The sequence below is a fragment of the Micropruina sonneratiae genome, assembly GCF_025972045.1.
Classification (GTDB): Bacteria; Actinomycetota; Actinomycetes; order Propionibacteriales; family Propionibacteriaceae; genus Micropruina; species Micropruina sonneratiae.
The window spans coordinates 259,782-278,035 of the sequence record NZ_JAPDHX010000002.1 but is presented as its reverse complement, the minus strand read 5'-3'; the positions used below and the strand labels follow the sequence as shown (position 1 = coordinate 278,035).

Below are 18,254 nucleotides of genomic sequence, written 5' to 3'. Positions count from 1 at the left end.
CCCCTCGCACGGGGCGTCCGGTGGAGGGAGACGACATGGCTGAGCGATCGCTGCGAGGTTCCGGACTGGGTTCGAAGAGCTTCGCCGACGGTTCCGGAGTCGAGTTCGCGGCCCGTCAGGACGTCGGCTTCGACTGCCCCAAGGGACACCATTTCAGCGTCACGTTCGCCGAGGAGGCGGACCTGCCGACCGAGTGGGAGTGCCCGCGCTGCGGCGCCGTGGCGCGCCGTTCGGACGGCGTCGAACCCGAGGCCAAAGAGGTCAAGCCGCCGCGCACCCACTGGGACATGCTGCGCGAGCGCCGCTCCATCGAGGAGCTCGAGGATCTGCTGGCCGAACGCCTGGACGAGATCCGCGGTACAGACTGAGCCCCGTCTCTCGTCATCCCGGAGGACGCCCGGATCTCCGCCACGTCAGGGTTCGATTTCGCCCTTGATCACCATCGGGTCGGACGGCCGCTGGCGCGGCTGGTCCGCGGCCTTCGGCGCGGGATCGGGCACGGTGTCGCCCTCGACGATGTTCTCGCGGTCGACCCGGGCCCGCATCACGTCGATGTTGATGCCCGACCGGGCGGCGCGGCGGGTGATGAACAACTGCAGCAGACCGCGGGCCAGCGGCCGGGTGAACGGCAGCAGGAAGACCAGGCCGAAGATGTCGGTGAAGAAGCCGGGCAGCATCACCAGGATGCCGCCGACCACGATCAGCACGGGGTCGAGCAGCTCTCCGCCGGGCAGTTTGCCCGAGGCGACCGACTGGTTCAGCGCCCGCCACGCCTTGGCGCCCTCGCGACGCATCAGCCAGGCGCCGAGAACGGCCTCGCCGACCAGGATGGCGATGGTGGGCAGCGCGCCGATCCAGTTGCCGACGCTGACGATCAGCCACACCTCCACGATGGGCACCAGCAGAAAGGTGAGCAGCACCAGCGGCGCCAGCCACGGCCGGCGGCCCCGCGTCGCCGGCGAGCCCGGCTGGGCTCCCGAGGCCTGGTAGGGGCGCTGCGGCGTGGTCACTTCGCGGCGTCCTGGTCGGTTCGGACGGCGGCCGGTTCGGGCGCCCGGCCGCGGTCCATGCCCAGCCACTGCTTGACCTGGTCGACGCGGTGCGTGACGCCCCAGCGGGTGGTCAACAGCATGGCCTCGGCCACGATGTTGCCGCTCATCTTGGAGTCGCCCCGCTCACGCTCGATGAACTCGATCGGCACCTCGGCCACCCGGTAGCCCTTGGCGATGGCCCGCCGCGCCAGGTCGACCTGGAAGGCGTAGCCGGCGGACTCGATGTCGTCCAGGCCGATGCCGCGCAGGGTGTCGGCACGGAAGGCGGTGAAGCCGCCGGTGACGTCCTTGATCGGCAGGCCGAGGATCGTCCGCGACCACAGCGAGCCGCCCTGCGACAGCAGCTTGCGATGCCACGGCCAGTTCACCACCGAGCCGCCCTTGACCCACCGCGAGCCCTTGACCATGTCCGCGTTCTCGAGCGCGGCCAGCATGCTGGGCAACTGCTCGGGTTGGTGCGAGCCGTCCGCGTCGTGCTCGACCAGGACGCCGTAGCCGCGTTCGAGACCCCAGCGGAAGCCGGCCACGTAGGTCGCGCCCAGGCCCTGCTTGGCCTCCCGGTGCATGACGTGCACCTGGTCGTCGTCCGCGGCCAGTTCGTCGGCGATCCGGCCGGTGCCGTCCGGCGAGTTGTCGTCGGCGATCAACACGTCGGCGTCCGGAACCGCCACCCGCAACCGCTGCACGATCGGGGTGATGTTGTCGGCCTCGTTGTAGGTCGGGATGATGACGAGCACCTTACCGAGCTCTGGAGTGGTCACTGGGTCTCCTGGTTCGCTTCCGATTGTCCATTCTGCCGCACCCGCCCGGAGTGGTGGCCCTGCGCCGGTTGTGCGCCGGCTGTGTCTCCCCGGCGTCGCCACAACACCACGGCGAGCCCCAGCACGGTGACGGCGATGCCGGCGAGTTCCAGCCAGCCCGAGACGAGCACCGCGGGCGTCAGGCCGCTGCGCAGCGGCAACTCCACCACCCCGGACGCCGCTTCGAACTCCGGCAGGGTGAAGGCGACACTGCCGTCGGGGCGGATCAGGCCCGAGGTGCCGGTGGTGGTGACCACCAGGATGTCGCGGCGCAGTTCGGCGGCCCTGGCCCGGGTGATCCGGAACTGTTGCGCCACCTGTCCCGTCCCCACGTACATCGCGTTGCTGCTCTGCACCACGCTGAGTTGGGCGCCCGCGCGGACGGTGTCGTGCACGGTGGCGTCGTAGGCCACCTCGTAGCAGATCAGGTCCCCGACGGTGACCACTCGCTCGCCCAGGTCGATCGGCAGCACGCCCGGGCCGGTGCCCGGGACGGACTGGGCGCCGACGTAGCGCACCACCGGGAACAGTGGCTCCAGGATGCTGCGCAGCGGCACCCACTCGCCGAACGGCACCAGGTTGCGCTTGTCGTAGCGGGCCTGGGCGCCGGTGGCAGGATCCCACACGATCGCCGCGGTCTGCCGCTCGTCGACCCCCGGACCGTCGGTGATGGTGCCGATCAGCACCGGGACGCCGACCGCGGCCACCGCCTGCTTCACCAGGGCGTTGGTCTGGGCGTCGGCGAACGGGTCCATGTCGGTGCCGTTCTCCGGCCACACCACGAAGTCTGGCCGCGGCAGCTCACCGGACTCGATCCGTCCGGCGAGGCGTTGGGTCTCGGCGACGTGGTTGCGGGTGATGGTGCGAGCCTCCCCCAGCCCGTAGATGCCGCCGCCCGGTGCGTTGCCCTGCACGTAGCCCACGCTGACGCTGCCCGTCTCGGCCCCGGCCGGCACCAGCAGGCCCAGCAGGCCGGTGCACAGCACCGCCACCACGCCCGCCAACCCGCGCACCCACTGTGTGGGACCGTCGCCGACCAGCACGGCCCAGGCCACGAACTGTCCGGCCAGGGCGAGGGCGAACGTCGCACCGGGGACGCCCACGAGCGGCAACAGGCCGGCCAGTGGGGAGTCGACGCTCAAGTAGCCCAACCGCAGCCAGGGGAAGCCTTCGAAGGGAAAGTGGGAGAAGGCGTACTCCACGGCCAGCCAGCAGCCGGCCGCCAGGGGCGGCCACCACGGCGTCCGGCCCGACCAGCGCAGCAGCACCGCCAGCAGCGCGCTGAAGCAGGCCTCGAGTGCGGCCAGTCCGAACAGCGCCTCGACGAAGATGACGCTCAGCCAGGTGACGCCCAGCAGGTACTGGGTGAGACCGAAGCAGAACCCGGTGAGCGCCGCCTGCCACCAACTCGGGGCGGGCAGGACCAGCATGCTGAGCGCGGCGACGCAGCCGATCGTCAGCGCCCACGACCCCACCATGAAGGCCATTCCGCCGGCGGCGCCGACCGCCAGCCCCAGCAGGGCCCGGGCCCACCAGGGCACGGCACGCACGCGGTCGATCACGAAGGGATGCTACCCAGCGCTCGAGGTCGTCCCCGCCGGAGACCGGCCCGCCGCGGTCCGCCTCAAAGGACCGGGCGATCCTTGAACGGGACCGACAGCACCAGCGTGGTCAGGGTCTGGACCCCCACACCGACCCGCAGCTGCGACAGCAGCGCCTCCAGTTCGCCCGGGTTCTCGACCTGCACGATGCACAGGTGGCTGGCCTCGCCGGCCACCGAGTAGCAGGAGACCACGTTCGGGATCTGCGCGAGCTTGTCGGGGATGAGTTCGTCGACGGCCGGATCGGAGGCCTTGAGGGAGATGAACGCGGTCAGCAGCAGTCCCAGGGCGTCGGAACTGATCTCGGCGCGATACCCGGTGATCAGGCCCCGCTGCTCGAGCCGCCGGACCCGCTGCTGCGCCGCTGACGTCGACAGTCCGGTCTCCCGACCGATGTCGGTGTAGGACATCCGACCGTCGCGGGACAGCAGGGTGAGAATCTGGCGATCCGTACTCTCCATGGCTCAATCGTGTCACTATGTGCGGATGAACCGGCCGTTTCTGCAACTTTATGACACGGCATCGCTCTACTTCCGTGCTTTCTACGGTTTGCCGACCTCGCTGACCGGGGCTGACGGACGCCCCGTCAACGCCGTGCGGGGGCTGCTCGACTTCATCGCCCGGTTCGTGACCGAGTACCGGCCCACGCACGTCGCCGCCTGCTGGGACGACAACTGGCGGCCCACGTGGCGGGTGCAGCTGGTGCCCAGCTACAAGGCGCACCGGGTGCTGCACGGTGCCGTCGAACAGGTGCCCGACGAGCTGGTGCCGCAGGTGCCGCTGATCCGGGCCGTGCTGGACGCCGTCGGCATCGCCATCGTCGGTGCCGCCGACCACGAGGCCGACGACGTGATCGGCACTCTGGCCAGCACCGCGGCCGGACCCGTGGACGTGATCACCGGCGACCGCGACCTGTTCCAGCTGGTCGACGACGCCCGCGGCGTCCGGGTGCTGTCGGTGGTCAAGGGCGTCCGCAACCACGAACGGGTGACCGACGACTGGCTGCTGGCCAAGTACGGCATCACCGGAGCCGGGTACGCCGACTTCGCCACGCTGCGGGGGGACGCCTCCGACGGCCTGCCCGGCGTCGCGGGGATCGGCGAGAAGACCGCGGCGAAGCTGATCGCCGACCACGGCGACCTGGAAGGCGTGCTCGCCGCGGCGTCGGCGAGGAAGCTTTCCCCCGGGCTGACCGCGAAGCTCACCGCAGGCATCGACTACCTCGCCGCCGCCCGGGAGGTGGTGGCGGTGCGTCGTGACCTCGATCTGGGCGTCAGCCTCGACGACCTGCGGCTGCCGACCGAGCCCGTCCAGCCCGAGATGTTCGCCGAGCTCGCCGAACTGCTCAACCTCGGCGGGGCCGCCGACCGCCTGCTGAAGGCGCTGTCGCTCAACGCATAGGCTGCGGCCCTCCCCCGCCCACGGGGCCGGTGACACGTGTCCGACATCGTGTCGCAACCGGAAAGGCCGATTGCGGGGTTAGTCTTGGCAACGTCCTCAGCCAAGGAGTTCCGATGAGCAGCACGAGCACCCACGTCGCGCCGCTCGCCGGCGTGCGGATAGTGAGCGTGGTTGAGAACCCTCTACCAGTCGGAGGAGTTGGCACCGTCCCGCGCTCGTGCGGGGCGGTTTCTTTTTGCCGGCAGCAGCCAGCTGTCACCAGAAGGAGTCGTTGAATGGCCGTCCTCGTCCTGAACACCGACAACACAGCCCTGCACACGGTGTCGTTGCAGCATGCGGTCGGCATGCTGCTGCGCAAGGTCGCCGTGGTCGAAAGCGCCCACCCCGACCTGTTGTTCGGACCCTTTCCGCAGCCGGAGGTGCTGCGGCTGGTCCGCTACGTCAAGACCACGTTCCTGTACAGCCGGACGCCGGGCTGGACCAAGCGTGGAGTGCTGAAGCGGGACGCCCACACGTGCGGCTACTGCGGCGAACGGGCCGCGACGGTCGACCACATCATGCCGATCTCGCGCGGCGGCAACAACACCTGGACGAACACCGTCGCCGCTTGTCACGTCTGCAATGCGCGCAAGGCGAACCGGACGCCGGTCGAGGCCGGCATGCCGCTGCGACTCAAGGCGTACGCGCCGACGAGGTCGCAGTTGATGGTGGCCTGACGGCCGGCGCCCGTCCTCCCGGCGAACGCCGGGATCCCTTCCCCGCAGTTGGTCGGAGACCCCCGGTGACGAGTGGCGTCGCAGCTCGGGGCGGCGGTCAGCGGCTGAGCACGTACACCGCGGCCCCCGCGCGCAGGTTCGCGGCCCGGAAGCGCTTGCCGAGGGGTTCGCCGGCCAGCGACAGGTTGATCCGCTGGTCGATCACCAGGCCGAGCTCGGCGAACAGCTGCTCGACCTCGACGAGGGTGGTGAACCGGAGGTTCGGAGTCTCGTACCAGTAGTGCGGCAGCTCCTTCGACATCGGCATCCGGCCGCGCAGCAGCCTCAGCCGGTGCTGCAGCAGGCCGAAGTTCGGCACCGACACGATCAGCCGCCCGCTGATCCGCGCCATCTCGCGCAGCACGACCTTGGGCCGCAACAGCGTCTGCACCGTCCGCGACAGCACCACCGTCTCGTAGGACTCCGACGCGAACAGCTCCAGGTCGGAATCCAGGTCGAGCTCCATCACCGGCACGCCGGCCGCGACCGCGGCCAACACCTTCTGGGGATCGATCTCGACCCCGGTGCCGGCGCAGCCGTGCTCGGCGATCAGGTGCGCCAGCAGGGTGCCGTCGCCGCAGCCTAGGTCGAGCACCCGGGTGTCGTTGGGCACCAGGTGGGCGATCAGGGCGAGGTCGGGACGCAGGCTCACCGGACCGGCTCCCCCGCCGCGCGGGTGCGTGAAGAGATCCCGGCGTTCGCCGGGGTGGCAGGTGGTGCAACGCCGCTCATCACAGCCCCTCCCGCAAGGCCCGGTCGAACCAGGCGCGCAGCGTGTCGTGGTAGCGCGGTACGGGCAACAGGAACGAGTCGTGCCCCCAATGCGACGGAATGTCGCGGAAGCTGACCGGCTGTCGCGCGTGCTCCAGGTGTTTGACGATGCGCCGCGAATGGTCGGTGCTGAACCGCCAGTCGGTGTCGAACGACATCACCAGGAAGCGCACCGGGTCCGCCGCGATGCCGGCCACGGCGTCCGGCCTGCTGAACGGGTCGAAGTAGTCCATCACCCGTGACAGGTACAGGTACGACAGGGCGTCGAAGCGCTCCAGGAACACCCTGCCCTGGTGATCCAGGTAGCTCTCCACCGCGAAATCGATGCCGAAACCGGGCTTGTCCCGGTCCGGGTGCGGCGTGCGGCCGAACTTCTCGCTGAAGGCGTCCTCGGACAGGTAGGTGATGTGTGCCATCATCCGCGCGGTCCGCAGCCCGAGCCGAGGCACCACGCCCGCCTCGAGGTAGCGTCCGTCGCGGAAATCCGGGTCGTCCATGATGGCCCGCCTGGCCACCGCCGAGAAGGCGATGTTCTGCGCGGTCAGCCGCGACGACGCCGCCACCACCGCCGCGCTGGTCAGCTGCTCGGGGTATCGTAGCGCCCACTCCAGCACCTGCATGCCGCCCAGCGACCCGCCCAGCGCTGCCAACAACCGGTCGATGCCGAGATGGGCGAGCAGCGCGCGGTGCACGGCGACGAAGTCGGCCATGTCGAGCAACGGGAAGTCGAGCCCGTAGGCCCGTCCGGTGGCCGGGTCGATCGACGACGGCCCGGTGCTGCCCTGGCAGCCCCCGATCAGGTTCGCGCAGATCACAAAGAACCGGTCGGTGTCGAGCGGACGCCCCGGCCCGATCAGGTTGTCCCACCAGCCCGGTCGCTTCGCGCCCTCGTGGAAGCCGGCGGCGTGGGCGTCCCCGGTCAGCGCGTGGCAGATGAATACGGCGTTGTCCCGGTCGGGCGACAAGGTGCCGTAGGTCTCGTAGGCCACGTCGACCGGGCCCAGCGTCGCGCCGCCGGTCAGCCGCAGCGGGTCGTCCGCGGTGAACAGGCGCGCGACCTGGGTCTCGACCAGGCCAAGCGGGGTGGTGTCAGCCATGCGGGTGCGGCGTCCGGGTCAGAACTGGGCCAGCGCCTGGTCCAGGTCGGCGATCAGGTCGGCGACGTTCTCGATGCCGACACTGAGCCGGACCATCTCGGGAGCCACCCCGGCCGCCTTCAATTCGTCCTCGGTCAGCTGGCTGTGGGTGGTCGAGGCGTTGTGGATGACCAGCGACTTGGCGTCGCCGATGTTGGCCAGGTGGCTGAACAACTGCAACGACTCGACCAGCTTCGAACCGCCCTCGCGACCCGCCTTCAGGCCGAACGACACGATGCCGGCGGCACCCTTGGGCAGGATGCGCTGCGCCGCCTCGTGCCACTGGGAGGACTCCAGCCCCGGATAGTTCACCCAGGCCACCGCCGGATGCTGCTCCAGGTAGCGGGCCACCTCCAGGGCGTTGCTGCTGTGCCGCTCCATCCGCAGGTGCAGTGTCTCCAGTCCCTGCAGGAAGAGCCAGGAGTTCATCGGCGTCACCGCGGCCCCGGTGTTGCGCAGCAGCACGGTGCGGGCCCGGATGATGTAGGCCAGGTTGCCGACCGCCTCGGTCCAGACCACCTCGTGATAGGCGTGGTCGGGCTGAGTGAGGCCCGGGAACCGGTCGGCGTGTGCCGTCCAGTCGAAGGTGCCGGAATCGACGATGATGCCGCCGACCGAGGTGCCGTGACCGCCGATGTACTTGGTCGCCGAGTGCACCGCGACGTCGACGCCGTGGTCGAAGACCCGGCACAGGTACGGGGTGGGGACGGTGTTGTCGACGATGAACGGCAGGCCGAGGCTGTGCGCGGCGGCCGACCAGGCGTCCAGGTCGACCACGTTGACCAGCGGGTTGCCGACGGTCTCGCCGAACACCAGTTTGGTCTTGTCGTCGACGTGCTGCGCGAGTTCGTCGGGCTTCTCCGGGTCGACGAAGCGCACCTCGATGCCGAACTGCGGCAGGGTGTGGGCGAACAAGGCGTAGGTGCCGCCGTACAGGGTGGACAGCGCGACGATGTTGTCGCCGGCGTAGGTCAGGTTGAGCACCGCGTAGGTGATCGCCGCCGCTCCCGAGCTGGTGGCGAGCGCGCCGACGCCGCCCTCGAGCGCCGTCATCCGGGCCTCGAAGACGTTTTGGGTCGGGTTCATGATGCGGGTGTAGATGTTGCCGGGCACCTTCAGCGCGAACAGGTCCGCCGCGTGCTGGGTGTCGTCGAACACGTACGACGTGGTCTGGTAGATCGGCACGGCGCGGGCATTGGTCGCCGGATCGGCGTCCTCCTGGCCGGCGTGGACGGCCAGCGTTTCGGGCTGGTAGGTCATCGGTGGCTCACCCCTCGTTGGACAACCCGGCCAGCCTAGCGACGGCGTTGCGGTGGTCGGTGAGCACCCGCACTCCGGACGCTCGGCGAATCGTCAGGCGAGCGGCAGGGGGCGGGCGGGGACGGTGTGGACGACCCGGTGGACCGGGCTGGCCGGTCGCAGGTCGGAGGCCAGCAGGGCGAAGCCGGAGACGTCGAAGTCCTGGGCCGGGAAGCTCTCCACGATGCGCAGCCAGCGGGTCAGTTGGCCCGGACGACGGCGCCGGGCCAGGGTCAGGTGGGGGCGGTGCTTGGCGTTGTCGGAGGGCACCCCCACGCGATCGGCCGCCGTCCGCACCCGGCGGGCCAGCCTGCTCAGTTCGCTCGCACCGTCGGTGACGGCGTGGAACAGGACGCGGGCTGCCGCCGGGTCGGGGAAGGCGCCGGACCCGTCCAGGGTGAGCCGGAAGGTCTCCAGCCGGACGCCGTCGAGGGCCTCCTGCAACGGCTCGACACGCTCGTCGGCGACGTCGCCGAAGAACGCCAGCGTCAGGTGCCAGTTGTCGCGCGGCGTCCAGCGCAGGTCGGGGTCGGCGTCGCGGCGTGGCTCGACGAAGGCGTCCAGCGCGTCGAGCACGGAGGCGGGCAGAACGACGGCGGCGAACAGGCGTGTGGTCATCGCGGGAAGTGTAGGCGCGGGGCCGTCGGCGGTGGGTGAGACAATGAACCGTTACGAAAGGACACGATCACCCATGGCAGCGATCAAGGACCGCCTGAAGACCGAGTTGGTGGCGGCGATGAAGGCCCACGACGAGGCGCGCAAGTCGACGGTGCGGATGGCGCTGGCCGCCATCGCCAACGAGGAGGTGGCCGGCAAGGCGGCGCGCGAGCTCAGCGAGGGCGAGGAGCAGCAGGTGCTGGCCCGCGAGGTCTCCAAGCGCAAGGACTCCGCCCAGGCCTACACCGACGGACACCGCCCCGAACTGGCCGAGAAGGAGCTGGCCGAGGCGGGCATCCTGGCCGAGTTCCTGCCCCAGCCGCTCACCGAGGCCGAGATCGCCGCGATCGTGGAGGAGGAGGTCGCCGCGGTGGCGTCGGCTCTCGGCGAGAAGCCCACCATGCGGCAGATGGGCCAGGTCATGAAGGGCGTCACCCCGCGCATCGCCGGACGTGGCGACGGCCGGACGGCGGCGGCGCTGGTCAAGAGCGCCCTGGGCTGACGCCGACCTGGACGCCACAGCTGCGACCGAGCCGCCAAGCGGGGCCGGCGCGGGCGATCCACGGCCGAGCCCCTGCCGCGGCCCCACCCGCCCCGGGGTTCCGCCGGAACCTGCGGCGCCGTAGGGTCTGGCCATGAAGCGCGTGATCCCCGCACTGACGCTGGCGGCGCTGCTGCTGACCGGCTGCACGATCGGTGGGACGCCGGCCTCGACCCCGGCGTCCAGTACCTCGCCCAGCAGCGAAACCAGCACCTCGCCCACGGCCAGTTCCGACGAGAGCGGCGAGGCCAGCCCGACGCCGAGCGCGACCGACGGCGCCAGCGGCTACCCGAGCGACTCCGGGTCGCCCTCGGCCAGCGGCTCGATGCAGCCGACCGATTCGGTGTCGCCCAGCGCTTCGACGTCCGGTTCGGCCGGGGAGTTCCGCTCCCCCGGCGAGGTGCTCGACCTGTCCGGCGAGGTCACCATCACCGTGCTGGACAGCAAGCGCGCCAAGGTGTCGGGGCATCGCAACAGCCAGGTGCTGGTGATGGCGAAGACGTGCAACACCAACGCTCAAGCCGGCATCGAACTCACCTGGGACACCTGGGTGCTGCTGGGCCCCGACTCCGAGGAGTACCCGGCCAGCACGGTCAAGGGCACCAACGAGCCGGCGCCGGTCTACCCCAACGGCAACGGCCGGCTGTACAAACCCGGCCAGTGCGCCAAGGGCTGGATCGTGTTCGACGTGCCGAACGGGTCGCAACTCTCCGGCGTCCGCTACATGAACAGCACCGGCGACTCGGCCCAGTGGCGGCTCAGCGGCAACATCTGAGGCAGCGGTCGAGCCTCGCCCCGGATCACGTGCGTGCGACCAGGCCGATCGCCACGACGGTCTCGCGACGCCGCCCGGCTGTGTAGCGCTCGCGACACACCGAGCGTGCTCGCGGGCAACGACGCCCGGACCGCGGCACCGTAGCGTCGAAGTCGAGCCGGTCCCGGAAGTCCGGCTCGGCCGGGGGGAGGCCCGTAGCCGGCGGCGTGTCGTGAGCCGCGCCGCTGCACGGAGCAGCAACGGCCCGGTCGTGCGGCGATGCCGCTCGGCCGGGCCGTCCCCATCGGTCCTCTCCGTTACCCGGTCGAAGCCGCACTACCGGCGTGACGTGGCGATCGCGATCAATCCGTGGATGCCGTGGTCGCTGAGGCCGGTGTGGGACCTGTCGAAGCTCTCCCGCCCCGCAATGGGCCAGATCCTGTCCGAGGCGGTGACCGCGACCGCCCAGTACCTGATGGCCTGGATCATGAACGTGAATCAGCCCCGCACGGCGTTTCCGGCGCCGCTGCTCGCCATGGGCGGCCCACAGCAGGTCGCCCACCTCAGCGACAGCGACGGGGGCCTGATGCTGTTGCGCTACTCGAACGGCTGGACGCTGACCGACCTGAGCGCCGACGCTTCCTTCCCCGCCCCTGCGGAGGACCCAGTCACGGCGGTGGCGGGCTGGTCCGGCGACCAGCATCTGTACCGTAGCGCCGACGGAGCGATCATCCAGCTGTGGCGCGAGCAAGGCGTGGTGCACTGCACCGATCTCACCGCGGCGGCGAAGGCGCCCGGGTGCCGCGGCGATTCCCGTTTCGCGACACTGACCAGCCCACAGCGGCAGCTGTACTACGCCGCCACCGATGGCGCCCTGCACTGTCTGTGGTACCAGAACGGCTGGCAGGACACCGACCTGAGCGGGTTGACCGGTGCGCCAGGGCCGGCTCCCGGGACGGCGATCGCGGCAGGCGGACCCGGTCAGTTCGTCTACTACTTCGGCGTCGACGCTCATCTGCACTGCCTGTACTGCGATCCGCAGGGCTGGCATCACATCGATCTGAGCGCCACCGCCCCGGCGATGCGCCCACGGGCAGGCACGGCGCTGTCCGCGAGCTACCGGGCGGTGCTCCTGGTCGGCGGCGACGGCCACATCTGGATCCGGGTGGCGGTACCGGGGCCCAAACTGGTCGACCTGACCGCCGCCGCCGGAGCGCCCCCGGCAGGTGAGGGGACGCCCCTGGCGAGCCTGAGCGACCCGCAGGCCCAGCTCTTCTACCTGGCCGACTCCGGCCACGTCACCCAGCTGTGGTTCCAGGATCACTGGCGCTGCACCGACCTGACCGTGACCACCAACGCCCCGCCACCGGTGGCCGGCAGCGACCTGGTGGCACTGAACACCCCGCAGCCGCAACAGGTGTTCTACGTGGCCGCAGACAACCACGTGCACCAACTCTGGTACCAGGGCCAGTGGAGGCACACAGACCTGAGCGCCAGCGTGTGAGCCGGTTGGTCATCCCCTCTCGGATACAGCTAGCGCGCGAGTTCCTCCACGAAGCAGTTCATCAGCTGCCAGGAACTCTGCGAACCGGGATCGCGGTGGCCGACCGACCGCTCGCCCAGGCGCATCGCGCGTCCCTTCTTGGCGACCAGCGGGATGGTGTCGTCGGAGCCCTGCTTCATCCGGGCGACGAACTCCGTGAGCGCGGCGCCCGGGTCGGCGGCGTCCGCGGCTTCGAGCACGTCGAGGCCGGGCAGGTAGCTGTCCAGCATCGTCTTGTCGCCGAGCTGGGCCTTGCCGCGGGCCTGGATCGAATCGACTCCGGCCCGGAGCATCCGCCGCAGGTCGTCGAAGCTCACCTCGGTCTGGTCGGCCACCTCGGCGCCGGCCTTCATGAAGAAGCTGCCGTACAGCGGGCCGGACGCCCCGCCCACCTTGCGCAGCAGGGTCATGCCGACCAGCTTGAAGGTGCCGGCGATGTCGGTGTCGTCGGGGATCGCGTCGAGCTGCTTGACCACCTCGCGGAAGCCGATGCTCATGTTGATCCCGTGGTCGCCGTCGCCGATGTCGCCGTCGAGTCTCGTCCACTCGTCGCGGTTGGTCTCGGCGGTCTCCGCCATCCGGCGAAAGACTGCGATGAAGTAGTCGCGGTCGAAGTCAGCCATCCGAGGCGGCCCTCACTGCACCAGGTAGGGAGCGTTGAACGGCGCGTTCAGCCAGCCCTTGAGCTCGTCGTCGAGCCGCACCAGGGTGACGCCCATGCCGATCATGTCCATGCTGGTGGCGTAGTTGCCGACCATCGACTTGGCGATCGTGACGCCCTTGTCGGTGAGCACGTCGTGGACCCGGCGGTAGCAGATGTACTGGTCCATCAGCGGCAGCCCGCCGAGGCCGTTGATCATCACCGCGACCTCCTCGCCCGACTTCAGGTCCATGTCGGGCAGCACGATGTCGAGGATCTCGTCCATCACGGCGTCGGCCGGCTCGAGCTTCTTGCGTTCGATGCCGGGCTCGCCGTGGATGCCCATGCCGACCTCCATGTCGTCAGGGCCGATCTCGAAGATCGGTTCGCCCGTGACCGGCAGGGTGGACGACGACAGCGCCACGCCCATCGAGTAGGTGTTGTCGTTGGCCTTCTCGGCGGCGGCCTTCACAGCGTCCAGATCGGCGCCGGTGTTGGCCACGGCGCAGGCGGCCATCAGCACGATGACGTCGCCGGCCACACCCCGGCGGTCGGCCTTGTCCTTGGCCGAGTAGACGTCGTCGGTGATCAGCACGGTCTCGACCCGGATGCCGTCATCGGCGGCCATCTCGGCGCCCATGTCGAAGTTCAGCACGTCGCCCTGGTAGTTGCCGTACAGGAACAGGCAGCCCTTGCCCTGATCGGCCGCGGTGACCGCGTCGTAGCAGGCCATCGGGTCGGGTGAGGTGTTCACATTGCCGATCACGGCGGCGTCCGCGACACCCTCGCCGACGTAGCCCAGGAACAGCGGCTCGTGCCCGCTGCCACCGCCGAAGATGATGCCCACCTTCGGCTCGGTGCTCAGTTCGGTGCGCACGACGACGCGTTCGTTCTCGGCCAGCTTCACCACGTCGCCGTGGGCCTTGACGTAGCCGTCCAGCATCTCCTCCACCGCGTCGTAACCGTCGTTGAGTAGGCGCTTCATGTGTGGTTCCTCTCCTGTCCGTGCGTGTGCCGCACCGTCGTCCGGCCGGGACGTGACCGCGGCAAAGGCCACGTCTGCGGGCCGGTGAACCTTGCTCGTGGCATTCGATCCCGACGTCGGTGCCGGGTCGTGCCTGTGTTCAAGCTATCGCATCCGGTCGGCCCAGGTACCCATCCCGGCTGTGAATTTCCACAGCAAAAGTCACAAGCCTGGCCGCTGGGCGGGACGGTCTCGACGAACGCGGCTGCGGCGCCCCCACGGTGGCCGGTCGTGAGTCGCCCACCCGCGGACGTCGCGGCAGAAACTCCTGGGCGCAGCCGGGTCATCGAGTGTCTAGGGTGTGCTGATGCTGTTCAGGACCGCCACCGCGGCCGACGCCCCGGCGGTCGCCGCCATTTACGCGCGCGAGGTCGAAACCGGTTACGCCACCTTCGACACTGCGGCACCGGACGCCGGGTACTGGCGCGGGCGCATCACCGAGGCCGGGGCGGGCCTGCACTTCCTCGTCGCCGAGGACGCCGAGGGCATCGCCGGCTTCGCCTGCAGCAGCATCTACCGGCCCCGCGGCGCCTATGCGCGCACGCGGGAGTCCACGGTGTACCTCACCCCGGCCGCCCAGGGCCAGGGAGCGGGCCGGGCGCTGTACGCCGAGCTGCTGGAGCGTGTGCGGGCCGACGGGATGCACACCGTGCTGGCGGTCGTGGCGCTGCCCAACCCCGCCAGCGCGGCACTGCACCGAGCGTCCGGTTTCGAGCCGGTCGGTACATTCGCCGAAGTGGGGCACAAGCTGGGCGCCTGGCGCGACGTCCAGTTCTGGCAGCTGATGCTGGACGCCGGCGACTAGCCGAGCGCGCCGGCCAGAAGGACGCCCAGCACCGTCACCGCAGCCAGCAGGATGCCGGCACGCACAAGGATGGTGTTCTGGATCGCGATCATGGCGCAGCTCCTCGGTAGGGGGTTCACCCGCAGGAGTCACGACTGCGCCCGCCAGATACATCCACGCGCTCGCCGGATACATGAGCCGCCCGAGTCGGCTGGACACGATCGGACACGCGCGCCGCGGCGTCCTAGGCTCGGGAGTGGAGGTGACCCTGTCCGATGGCGCACACGCACGACCACCACGGCCACAGCGGCACCGTGCACCGCTGGCGGCTGCAGGTCGCGCTCGCCCTGGTCGGGTCCTTCTTCGTGGTCGAGCTCGTCGCGGGACTCTGGTCGAGCTCCCTGAGCGTCCTGTCCGACGCCGGTCACATGGCCGCGGACACCGTCGGACTGGTGGTGGCGTTGTCGGCGTCCCACTGGGCGACCAGACCCGACCCGACCGGCCGCCGCACCTACGGCCGCTACCGGGTCGAGATCTTCGCCGCCGGGCTCAGCGTGCTGCTGATGATCGCGGTGTGCGGCTACGTGCTGGTCAGCGCCGTCCAGCGGTTGGGCACCGCGGTCGAGGTGCATGCCGGCGTGATGCTGGTCATCGGCGTCGTCGGCCTGGCCGTCAACGTCGTCGCGCTGCTGCTGCTGCGAGGTGGGTCGCAGGAGAATCTCAACGTCAAGGGCGCCTACCTCGAGGTGCTGGCCGACGCCCTCGGCTCCGTCGGCGTCCTGCTCGCCGGCCTGCTCACCTGGTGGACCGGCGCGTCGCTGTGGGACGCCGTGGTGGCGGCGGCGCTGGCGGTGTTCGTCGGCGTCCGGGCGGTGCTGCTGGGTCGTGAGGTGCTGCGGGTGCTGGGCCAGGCCGCGCCCAATGGCATCGACCCGGCCCACGCCAGGGAGCGGCTGGCCGGGGTGCGCGGTGTGGTCGAGGTGCACGACCTGCACCTGTGGACGCTGACCTCGGGAATGAACGTAGCGACCGCCCATCTGGTCAGTGCGACCGGCGCCGACCCGGCCGGGGTGCTGAAGGACGCCAGCGCGGTGATGCGCGACGAGTTCGGCATCGACCACGCGACCCTGCAGGTCGAGCCGTCCGGTTCGGGCGCCTGCCAGGGCACCGAGTGGTGAGCGGCCCCGCGGGTCAGTCCTCGAGCAGGCCCTCCTCGCGCAGCGTCGCCTGCGGCCGGCCTGCGCCCGGTCGGCGTGCGCGTCACCCAGCACCTCACGGCCCCTCATGCCCTCGTCATAGCCGTTCACCCGTCCATCCCTCCGTTCACGAACCCGCGCAGCGGGGCCGCCACCCGCGCGGGGGCCTCGGCGGGTGCCTGGTGACCCACACCGGCCAGCGTCGCGGGCGTCGAAGCCGGCCAGCGCCCGGCGCACGGCGGCGTAGCCGAACCGGTCCGCGGTCTGCAGGCTGCCCAGCAGCCGCAGCACATGGGGACGGTTCCATTTCAGGCCGCCCCTCCGTCCGCCTGAGGGGTCGGGCGAACACCCTGCCCACCAGGGCTTTCAGGCAATCCTGAGGATGGCCTGAAAAGGAACCGTCCCCATTTCAGGCCGGCGGTCAGCGGGCAGTCATGACGATCGGGTCGCCCTCGGTGATGGCGATGGTGTGCTCGCTGTGTGCACCTCGGGAGCCGTCGGCCGAGACGATCGTCCAGCCGTCGTCGGCCATTTTGATCTCGTCGGTGCCGGCCAGGAACCACGGTTCGATGGCGATCACCAGGCCGGGGCGAAGGGGGAAGCCGCGGCCGGCGCGTCCGTCGTTGGAGATGTGCGGGTCGCCGTGCATGGTGCGGCCCACGCCGTGGCCACCGAACTGGGTGTTCACCAGGTAGCCGTACTCGCGGGCCGTCGCACCGATGGCCGCGCTCAGGTCGCCGACCCGGTTGCCGGGCCTGGCCACCTCGATGGCCCTGGAGAGCGCCACCTGGGTGGCCTCGATCAGCTTCTGGTCCTCGGCCCGCGGCGTCCCCACGTTCAGGCTCAGCGCCGAGTCGCAGACCCAGCCGTCCACACTGCACGCGAAATCGAGGCTCAGCAGGTCGCCGTCGGCCAGCCGGTAGTGATGCGGCAGGCCATGCAGGACGGCCTCGTTGACGCTGGTGCACAGCACCTTGCCGAACGGTCCGCGACCGAACGACGGTGCGTAGTCGATGTAGCACGACGTCGCGCCGCGCTCGCGGATCATCCGGTGCGCCAGGGCGTCCAGGTCGAGCAGGTCGACCCCGACCTTGGCCGCCTCGGCCAGCGCGGACAGCACCTCGGCGACGAAGCGGCCGGCGGGCCGCATCTCGTCCAGTTGCCGGGGATTGAGCAGTTCGATCGCCACGCGGCACAGCGTAGGGGGCGTCCGAACGAAACGGACGCCCCCGGGGCCTGGTCGCCGGGTGCTGGACCCTAGACGTCCTGCGACTCGGACAGCCAGGCGGCGAGTTGATCCATGGTCTTGGCCTGGGCGGCGTAATCCATGGCGACGTAGGGGTTGGAGTGCACCTGCCCGGCGACCAGCGCCGGATGCGTGGCGAACGTGGCCTGCTTCTTCAGGTCCTCGATCTGGTAGCCCTCGTTGGACAGCAGGATGATGTCGCCGCCCATCACCTTGCCGGCGTTCTCCCAGCTGTAGATGTCCCAGTAGTACGCGCCGTCGGGGTCGAGCTCGGTCAGCTTGACGCCGAGACTCTTGTACAGCTCGGTCTGCGGCTCGTCTTCGGGCTTCACCAGGTAGATGCCGTCGGCGTCGGCGTACATCACGGTCACCTCGAGCGGGTGCTCGGCGGCCACCTTGGTGAGGTTGGCCGCCGCGGTGTCGAAGGTCGCCTTCGCGGCGTCGACGGTGGCCTGCTCGGCGCCGAGCGCGAGCGCAACCTTGGCGTTGCTCTCGATCAGACCGAGTCCGGTTCCGCCGACCTTGACCGCGATCACCTTGGCGATCGCTTCGATCTTGCCCTGCTGCTCGAGATCCTTCATGCCGTAGTAGGGCGAGGTGGAATCGACGGTGCCCTCGCGGTCGGACGGGTAGACCGCCGACACGATCAGGTCGGGCTGCGCCTCGGCCAACGCCTCGAGGTCGATCTCGCCGTAGGCGTTGCCGACGATCTCGATCCCGGTCAGGTCGTAGTCGGCGAAACGGGGATCCGACGCCACATCGACCCGGCCGAAGATTGCGACCGGGCGGATGCCGTAGCTGAGCAGGGTCAGCATCTGGTCGGCGAAGCCGGCGATGCGCTCGGGACGCGCCGCGAGGGTGACGGTCTTGCCGGTGTCGTCGGTGTAGCTCCAGCCGGTGTCGGCAACGGCCGACTGGGTGGCGGACGACGAAGCGGCGGGGGTTCCGGTGGAACTGCAGGCGGCCAGGGTGAGCAGCGCCAGCACGGCCGCCACCAGCAGTCGAGACTTCATGATCATGCAGGAAGGCTAGCCTAACCTAACTCGTCGTGCGC

At 70.2% G+C, this 18,254-nt stretch carries 20 protein-coding genes; 8 read left to right on the top strand and 12 right to left on the bottom strand.

Translation table 11 applies throughout. From position 1 onward, the window contains the following. Positions 1–35 precede the first annotated feature (35 nt). Complete coding sequence (locus OIE40_RS06430; protein WP_264701173.1) at positions 36–368, top strand: RNA polymerase-binding protein RbpA; 333 nt, start codon at positions 36–38, stop codon at positions 366–368. Between the two features lie 45 nt (positions 369–413). On the opposite strand, the gene OIE40_RS06425 is transcribed toward OIE40_RS06430, so the two are convergent. From OIE40_RS06425 to OIE40_RS06410, 4 genes are all read right to left on the bottom strand, one after another. Beyond that, positions 414–1,010 carry an FxsA family protein gene (locus OIE40_RS06425; RefSeq protein WP_264701171.1) on the bottom strand — a complete coding sequence of 199 codons (597 nt, stop codon included), beginning with the start codon at positions 1,008–1,010 and terminating at the stop codon, positions 414–416. After that, a complete protein-coding gene (locus tag OIE40_RS06420; RefSeq protein WP_319805207.1) occupies positions 1,007–1,813 on the bottom strand; it encodes a polyprenol monophosphomannose synthase in 807 nt (268 codons plus the stop codon). Before OIE40_RS06420 ends, OIE40_RS06425 begins: the two co-directional genes overlap by 4 nt. Further along, a complete protein-coding gene (gene lnt / locus OIE40_RS06415; protein ID WP_264701169.1) occupies positions 1,810–3,414 on the bottom strand; it encodes an apolipoprotein N-acyltransferase in 1,605 nt (534 codons plus the stop codon). The genes OIE40_RS06420 and lnt overlap by 4 nt, the downstream gene beginning before the upstream one ends. Positions 3,415–3,476: 62 nt before the next feature. Further along, positions 3,477–3,914 (bottom strand): Lrp/AsnC family transcriptional regulator, encoded by a 438-nt coding sequence (locus OIE40_RS06410; protein ID WP_264701167.1) that lies wholly within the window; start codon positions 3,912–3,914, stop codon positions 3,477–3,479. A gap of 25 nt (positions 3,915–3,939) precedes the next feature. On the opposite strand from OIE40_RS06410, the gene OIE40_RS06405 reads away from it, so the two are divergent. Both OIE40_RS06405 and OIE40_RS06400 read left to right on the top strand, forming a co-directional pair. After that, complete coding sequence (locus OIE40_RS06405) at positions 3,940–4,854, top strand: 5'-3' exonuclease (protein ID WP_264701165.1); 915 nt, start codon at positions 3,940–3,942, stop codon at positions 4,852–4,854. 275 nt (positions 4,855–5,129) lie between these two features. After that, positions 5,130–5,570 (top strand): HNH endonuclease, encoded by a 441-nt coding sequence (locus tag OIE40_RS06400; RefSeq protein ID WP_264701163.1) that lies wholly within the window; start codon positions 5,130–5,132, stop codon positions 5,568–5,570. A gap of 97 nt (positions 5,571–5,667) precedes the next feature. Here OIE40_RS06400 and metW read toward each other — a convergent pair whose 3' ends face one another. The 4 genes from metW to thpR all read right to left on the bottom strand — a co-directional run bounded on the left by metW (position 5,668) and on the right by thpR (position 9,433). Continuing rightward, a complete protein-coding gene (gene metW, locus OIE40_RS06395; RefSeq protein ID WP_264701161.1) occupies positions 5,668–6,261 on the bottom strand; it encodes a methionine biosynthesis protein MetW in 594 nt (197 codons plus the stop codon). A gap of 79 nt (positions 6,262–6,340) precedes the next feature. Continuing rightward, positions 6,341–7,477 (bottom strand): homoserine O-acetyltransferase MetX, encoded by a 1,137-nt coding sequence (metX, locus tag OIE40_RS06390; protein ID WP_264701160.1) that lies wholly within the window; start codon positions 7,475–7,477, stop codon positions 6,341–6,343. 18 nt (positions 7,478–7,495) lie between these two features. Further along, entirely contained in the window at positions 7,496–8,776 is a 1,281-nt protein-coding gene (locus tag OIE40_RS06385) for an O-acetylhomoserine aminocarboxypropyltransferase/cysteine synthase family protein (RefSeq protein ID WP_264701158.1), read from the bottom strand. A 93-nt stretch (positions 8,777–8,869) separates the two neighbouring features. Next, positions 8,870–9,433, bottom strand: coding sequence for an RNA 2',3'-cyclic phosphodiesterase (gene thpR, locus OIE40_RS06380; protein WP_264701156.1), 564 nt, complete (start codon positions 9,431–9,433; stop codon positions 8,870–8,872). 73 nt (positions 9,434–9,506) lie between these two features. Between thpR and OIE40_RS06375 the strand changes: the two genes are divergently transcribed. The 3 genes from OIE40_RS06375 (at position 9,507) to OIE40_RS06365 (ending at position 12,271) form a co-directional block, all read left to right on the top strand. Continuing rightward, a complete protein-coding gene (locus tag OIE40_RS06375; RefSeq protein WP_264701155.1) occupies positions 9,507–9,974 on the top strand; it encodes a GatB/YqeY domain-containing protein in 468 nt (155 codons plus the stop codon). Between the two features lie 133 nt (positions 9,975–10,107). Continuing rightward, a complete protein-coding gene (locus OIE40_RS06370; protein ID WP_264701153.1) occupies positions 10,108–10,788 on the top strand; it encodes a hypothetical protein in 681 nt (226 codons plus the stop codon). A gap of 328 nt (positions 10,789–11,116) precedes the next feature. Beyond that, positions 11,117–12,271, top strand: coding sequence for a hypothetical protein (locus tag OIE40_RS06365; RefSeq protein ID WP_264701151.1), 1,155 nt, complete (start codon positions 11,117–11,119; stop codon positions 12,269–12,271). 29 nt (positions 12,272–12,300) lie between these two features. Here the strand turns inward: OIE40_RS06365 and dhaL are convergent, their stop codons facing one another. Next, complete coding sequence (gene dhaL / locus OIE40_RS06360) at positions 12,301–12,933, bottom strand: dihydroxyacetone kinase subunit DhaL (protein WP_319805206.1); 633 nt, start codon at positions 12,931–12,933, stop codon at positions 12,301–12,303. 12 nt (positions 12,934–12,945) lie between these two features. After that, on the bottom strand, positions 12,946–13,935 hold the full coding sequence (locus OIE40_RS06355; RefSeq protein ID WP_264701149.1) for a dihydroxyacetone kinase subunit DhaK: 990 nt from the start codon (positions 13,933–13,935) through the stop codon (positions 12,946–12,948). Positions 13,936–14,281: 346 nt separating this feature from the next. Between OIE40_RS06355 and OIE40_RS06350 the strand changes: the two genes are divergently transcribed. Together OIE40_RS06350 and OIE40_RS06345 are read left to right on the top strand one after the other, a co-directional pair. After that, complete coding sequence (locus tag OIE40_RS06350) at positions 14,282–14,779, top strand: GNAT family N-acetyltransferase (RefSeq protein WP_264701147.1); 498 nt, start codon at positions 14,282–14,284, stop codon at positions 14,777–14,779. Between the two features lie 254 nt (positions 14,780–15,033). Next, positions 15,034–15,936, top strand: coding sequence for a cation diffusion facilitator family transporter (locus OIE40_RS06345; protein WP_264701145.1), 903 nt, complete (start codon positions 15,034–15,036; stop codon positions 15,934–15,936). A 439-nt stretch (positions 15,937–16,375) separates the two neighbouring features. Here the strand turns inward: OIE40_RS06345 and map are convergent, their stop codons facing one another. After that, positions 16,376–17,143: a type I methionyl aminopeptidase gene (gene map, locus OIE40_RS06340; protein ID WP_264701144.1), complete on the bottom strand. Its 768-nt coding sequence runs from the start codon at positions 17,141–17,143 to the stop codon at positions 16,376–16,378. Positions 17,144–17,211: 68 nt separating this feature from the next. Next, positions 17,212–18,219 carry an ABC transporter substrate-binding protein gene (locus OIE40_RS06335; RefSeq protein WP_264701142.1) on the bottom strand — a complete coding sequence of 336 codons (1,008 nt, stop codon included), beginning with the start codon at positions 18,217–18,219 and terminating at the stop codon, positions 17,212–17,214. Between the last annotated feature and the right edge of the window lie 35 nt (positions 18,220–18,254).

Excerpts from the sequence above, each read along its gene's own strand:
- OIE40_RS06430 (WP_264701173.1), top strand. The coding sequence starts at position 36 with ATGGCTGAGCGATCGCTGCGAGGTTCCGGACTGGGTTCGAAGAGCTTC.
- OIE40_RS06410 (WP_264701167.1), bottom strand. The coding sequence starts at position 3,914 with ATGGAGAGTACGGATCGCCAGATTCTCACCCTGCTGTCCCGCGACGGT.
- OIE40_RS06405 (WP_264701165.1), top strand. The coding sequence starts at position 3,940 with ATGAACCGGCCGTTTCTGCAACTTTATGACACGGCATCGCTCTACTTC.
- OIE40_RS06400 (WP_264701163.1), top strand. The coding sequence starts at position 5,130 with ATGGCCGTCCTCGTCCTGAACACCGACAACACAGCCCTGCACACGGTG.
- metX (WP_264701160.1), bottom strand. The coding sequence starts at position 7,477 with ATGGCTGACACCACCCCGCTTGGCCTGGTCGAGACCCAGGTCGCGCGC.
- OIE40_RS06385 (WP_264701158.1), bottom strand. The coding sequence starts at position 8,776 with ATGACCTACCAGCCCGAAACGCTGGCCGTCCACGCCGGCCAGGAGGAC.
- thpR (WP_264701156.1), bottom strand. The coding sequence starts at position 9,433 with ATGACCACACGCCTGTTCGCCGCCGTCGTTCTGCCCGCCTCCGTGCTC.
- OIE40_RS06375 (WP_264701155.1), top strand. The coding sequence starts at position 9,507 with ATGGCAGCGATCAAGGACCGCCTGAAGACCGAGTTGGTGGCGGCGATG.
- OIE40_RS06370 (WP_264701153.1), top strand. The coding sequence starts at position 10,108 with ATGAAGCGCGTGATCCCCGCACTGACGCTGGCGGCGCTGCTGCTGACC.
- dhaL (WP_319805206.1), bottom strand. The coding sequence starts at position 12,933 with ATGGCTGACTTCGACCGCGACTACTTCATCGCAGTCTTTCGCCGGATG.
- OIE40_RS06355 (WP_264701149.1), bottom strand. The coding sequence starts at position 13,935 with ATGAAGCGCCTACTCAACGACGGTTACGACGCGGTGGAGGAGATGCTG.
- OIE40_RS06350 (WP_264701147.1), top strand. The coding sequence starts at position 14,282 with ATGCTGTTCAGGACCGCCACCGCGGCCGACGCCCCGGCGGTCGCCGCC.
- OIE40_RS06345 (WP_264701145.1), top strand. The coding sequence starts at position 15,034 with ATGGCGCACACGCACGACCACCACGGCCACAGCGGCACCGTGCACCGC.
- OIE40_RS06335 (WP_264701142.1), bottom strand. The coding sequence starts at position 18,219 with ATGATCATGAAGTCTCGACTGCTGGTGGCGGCCGTGCTGGCGCTGCTC.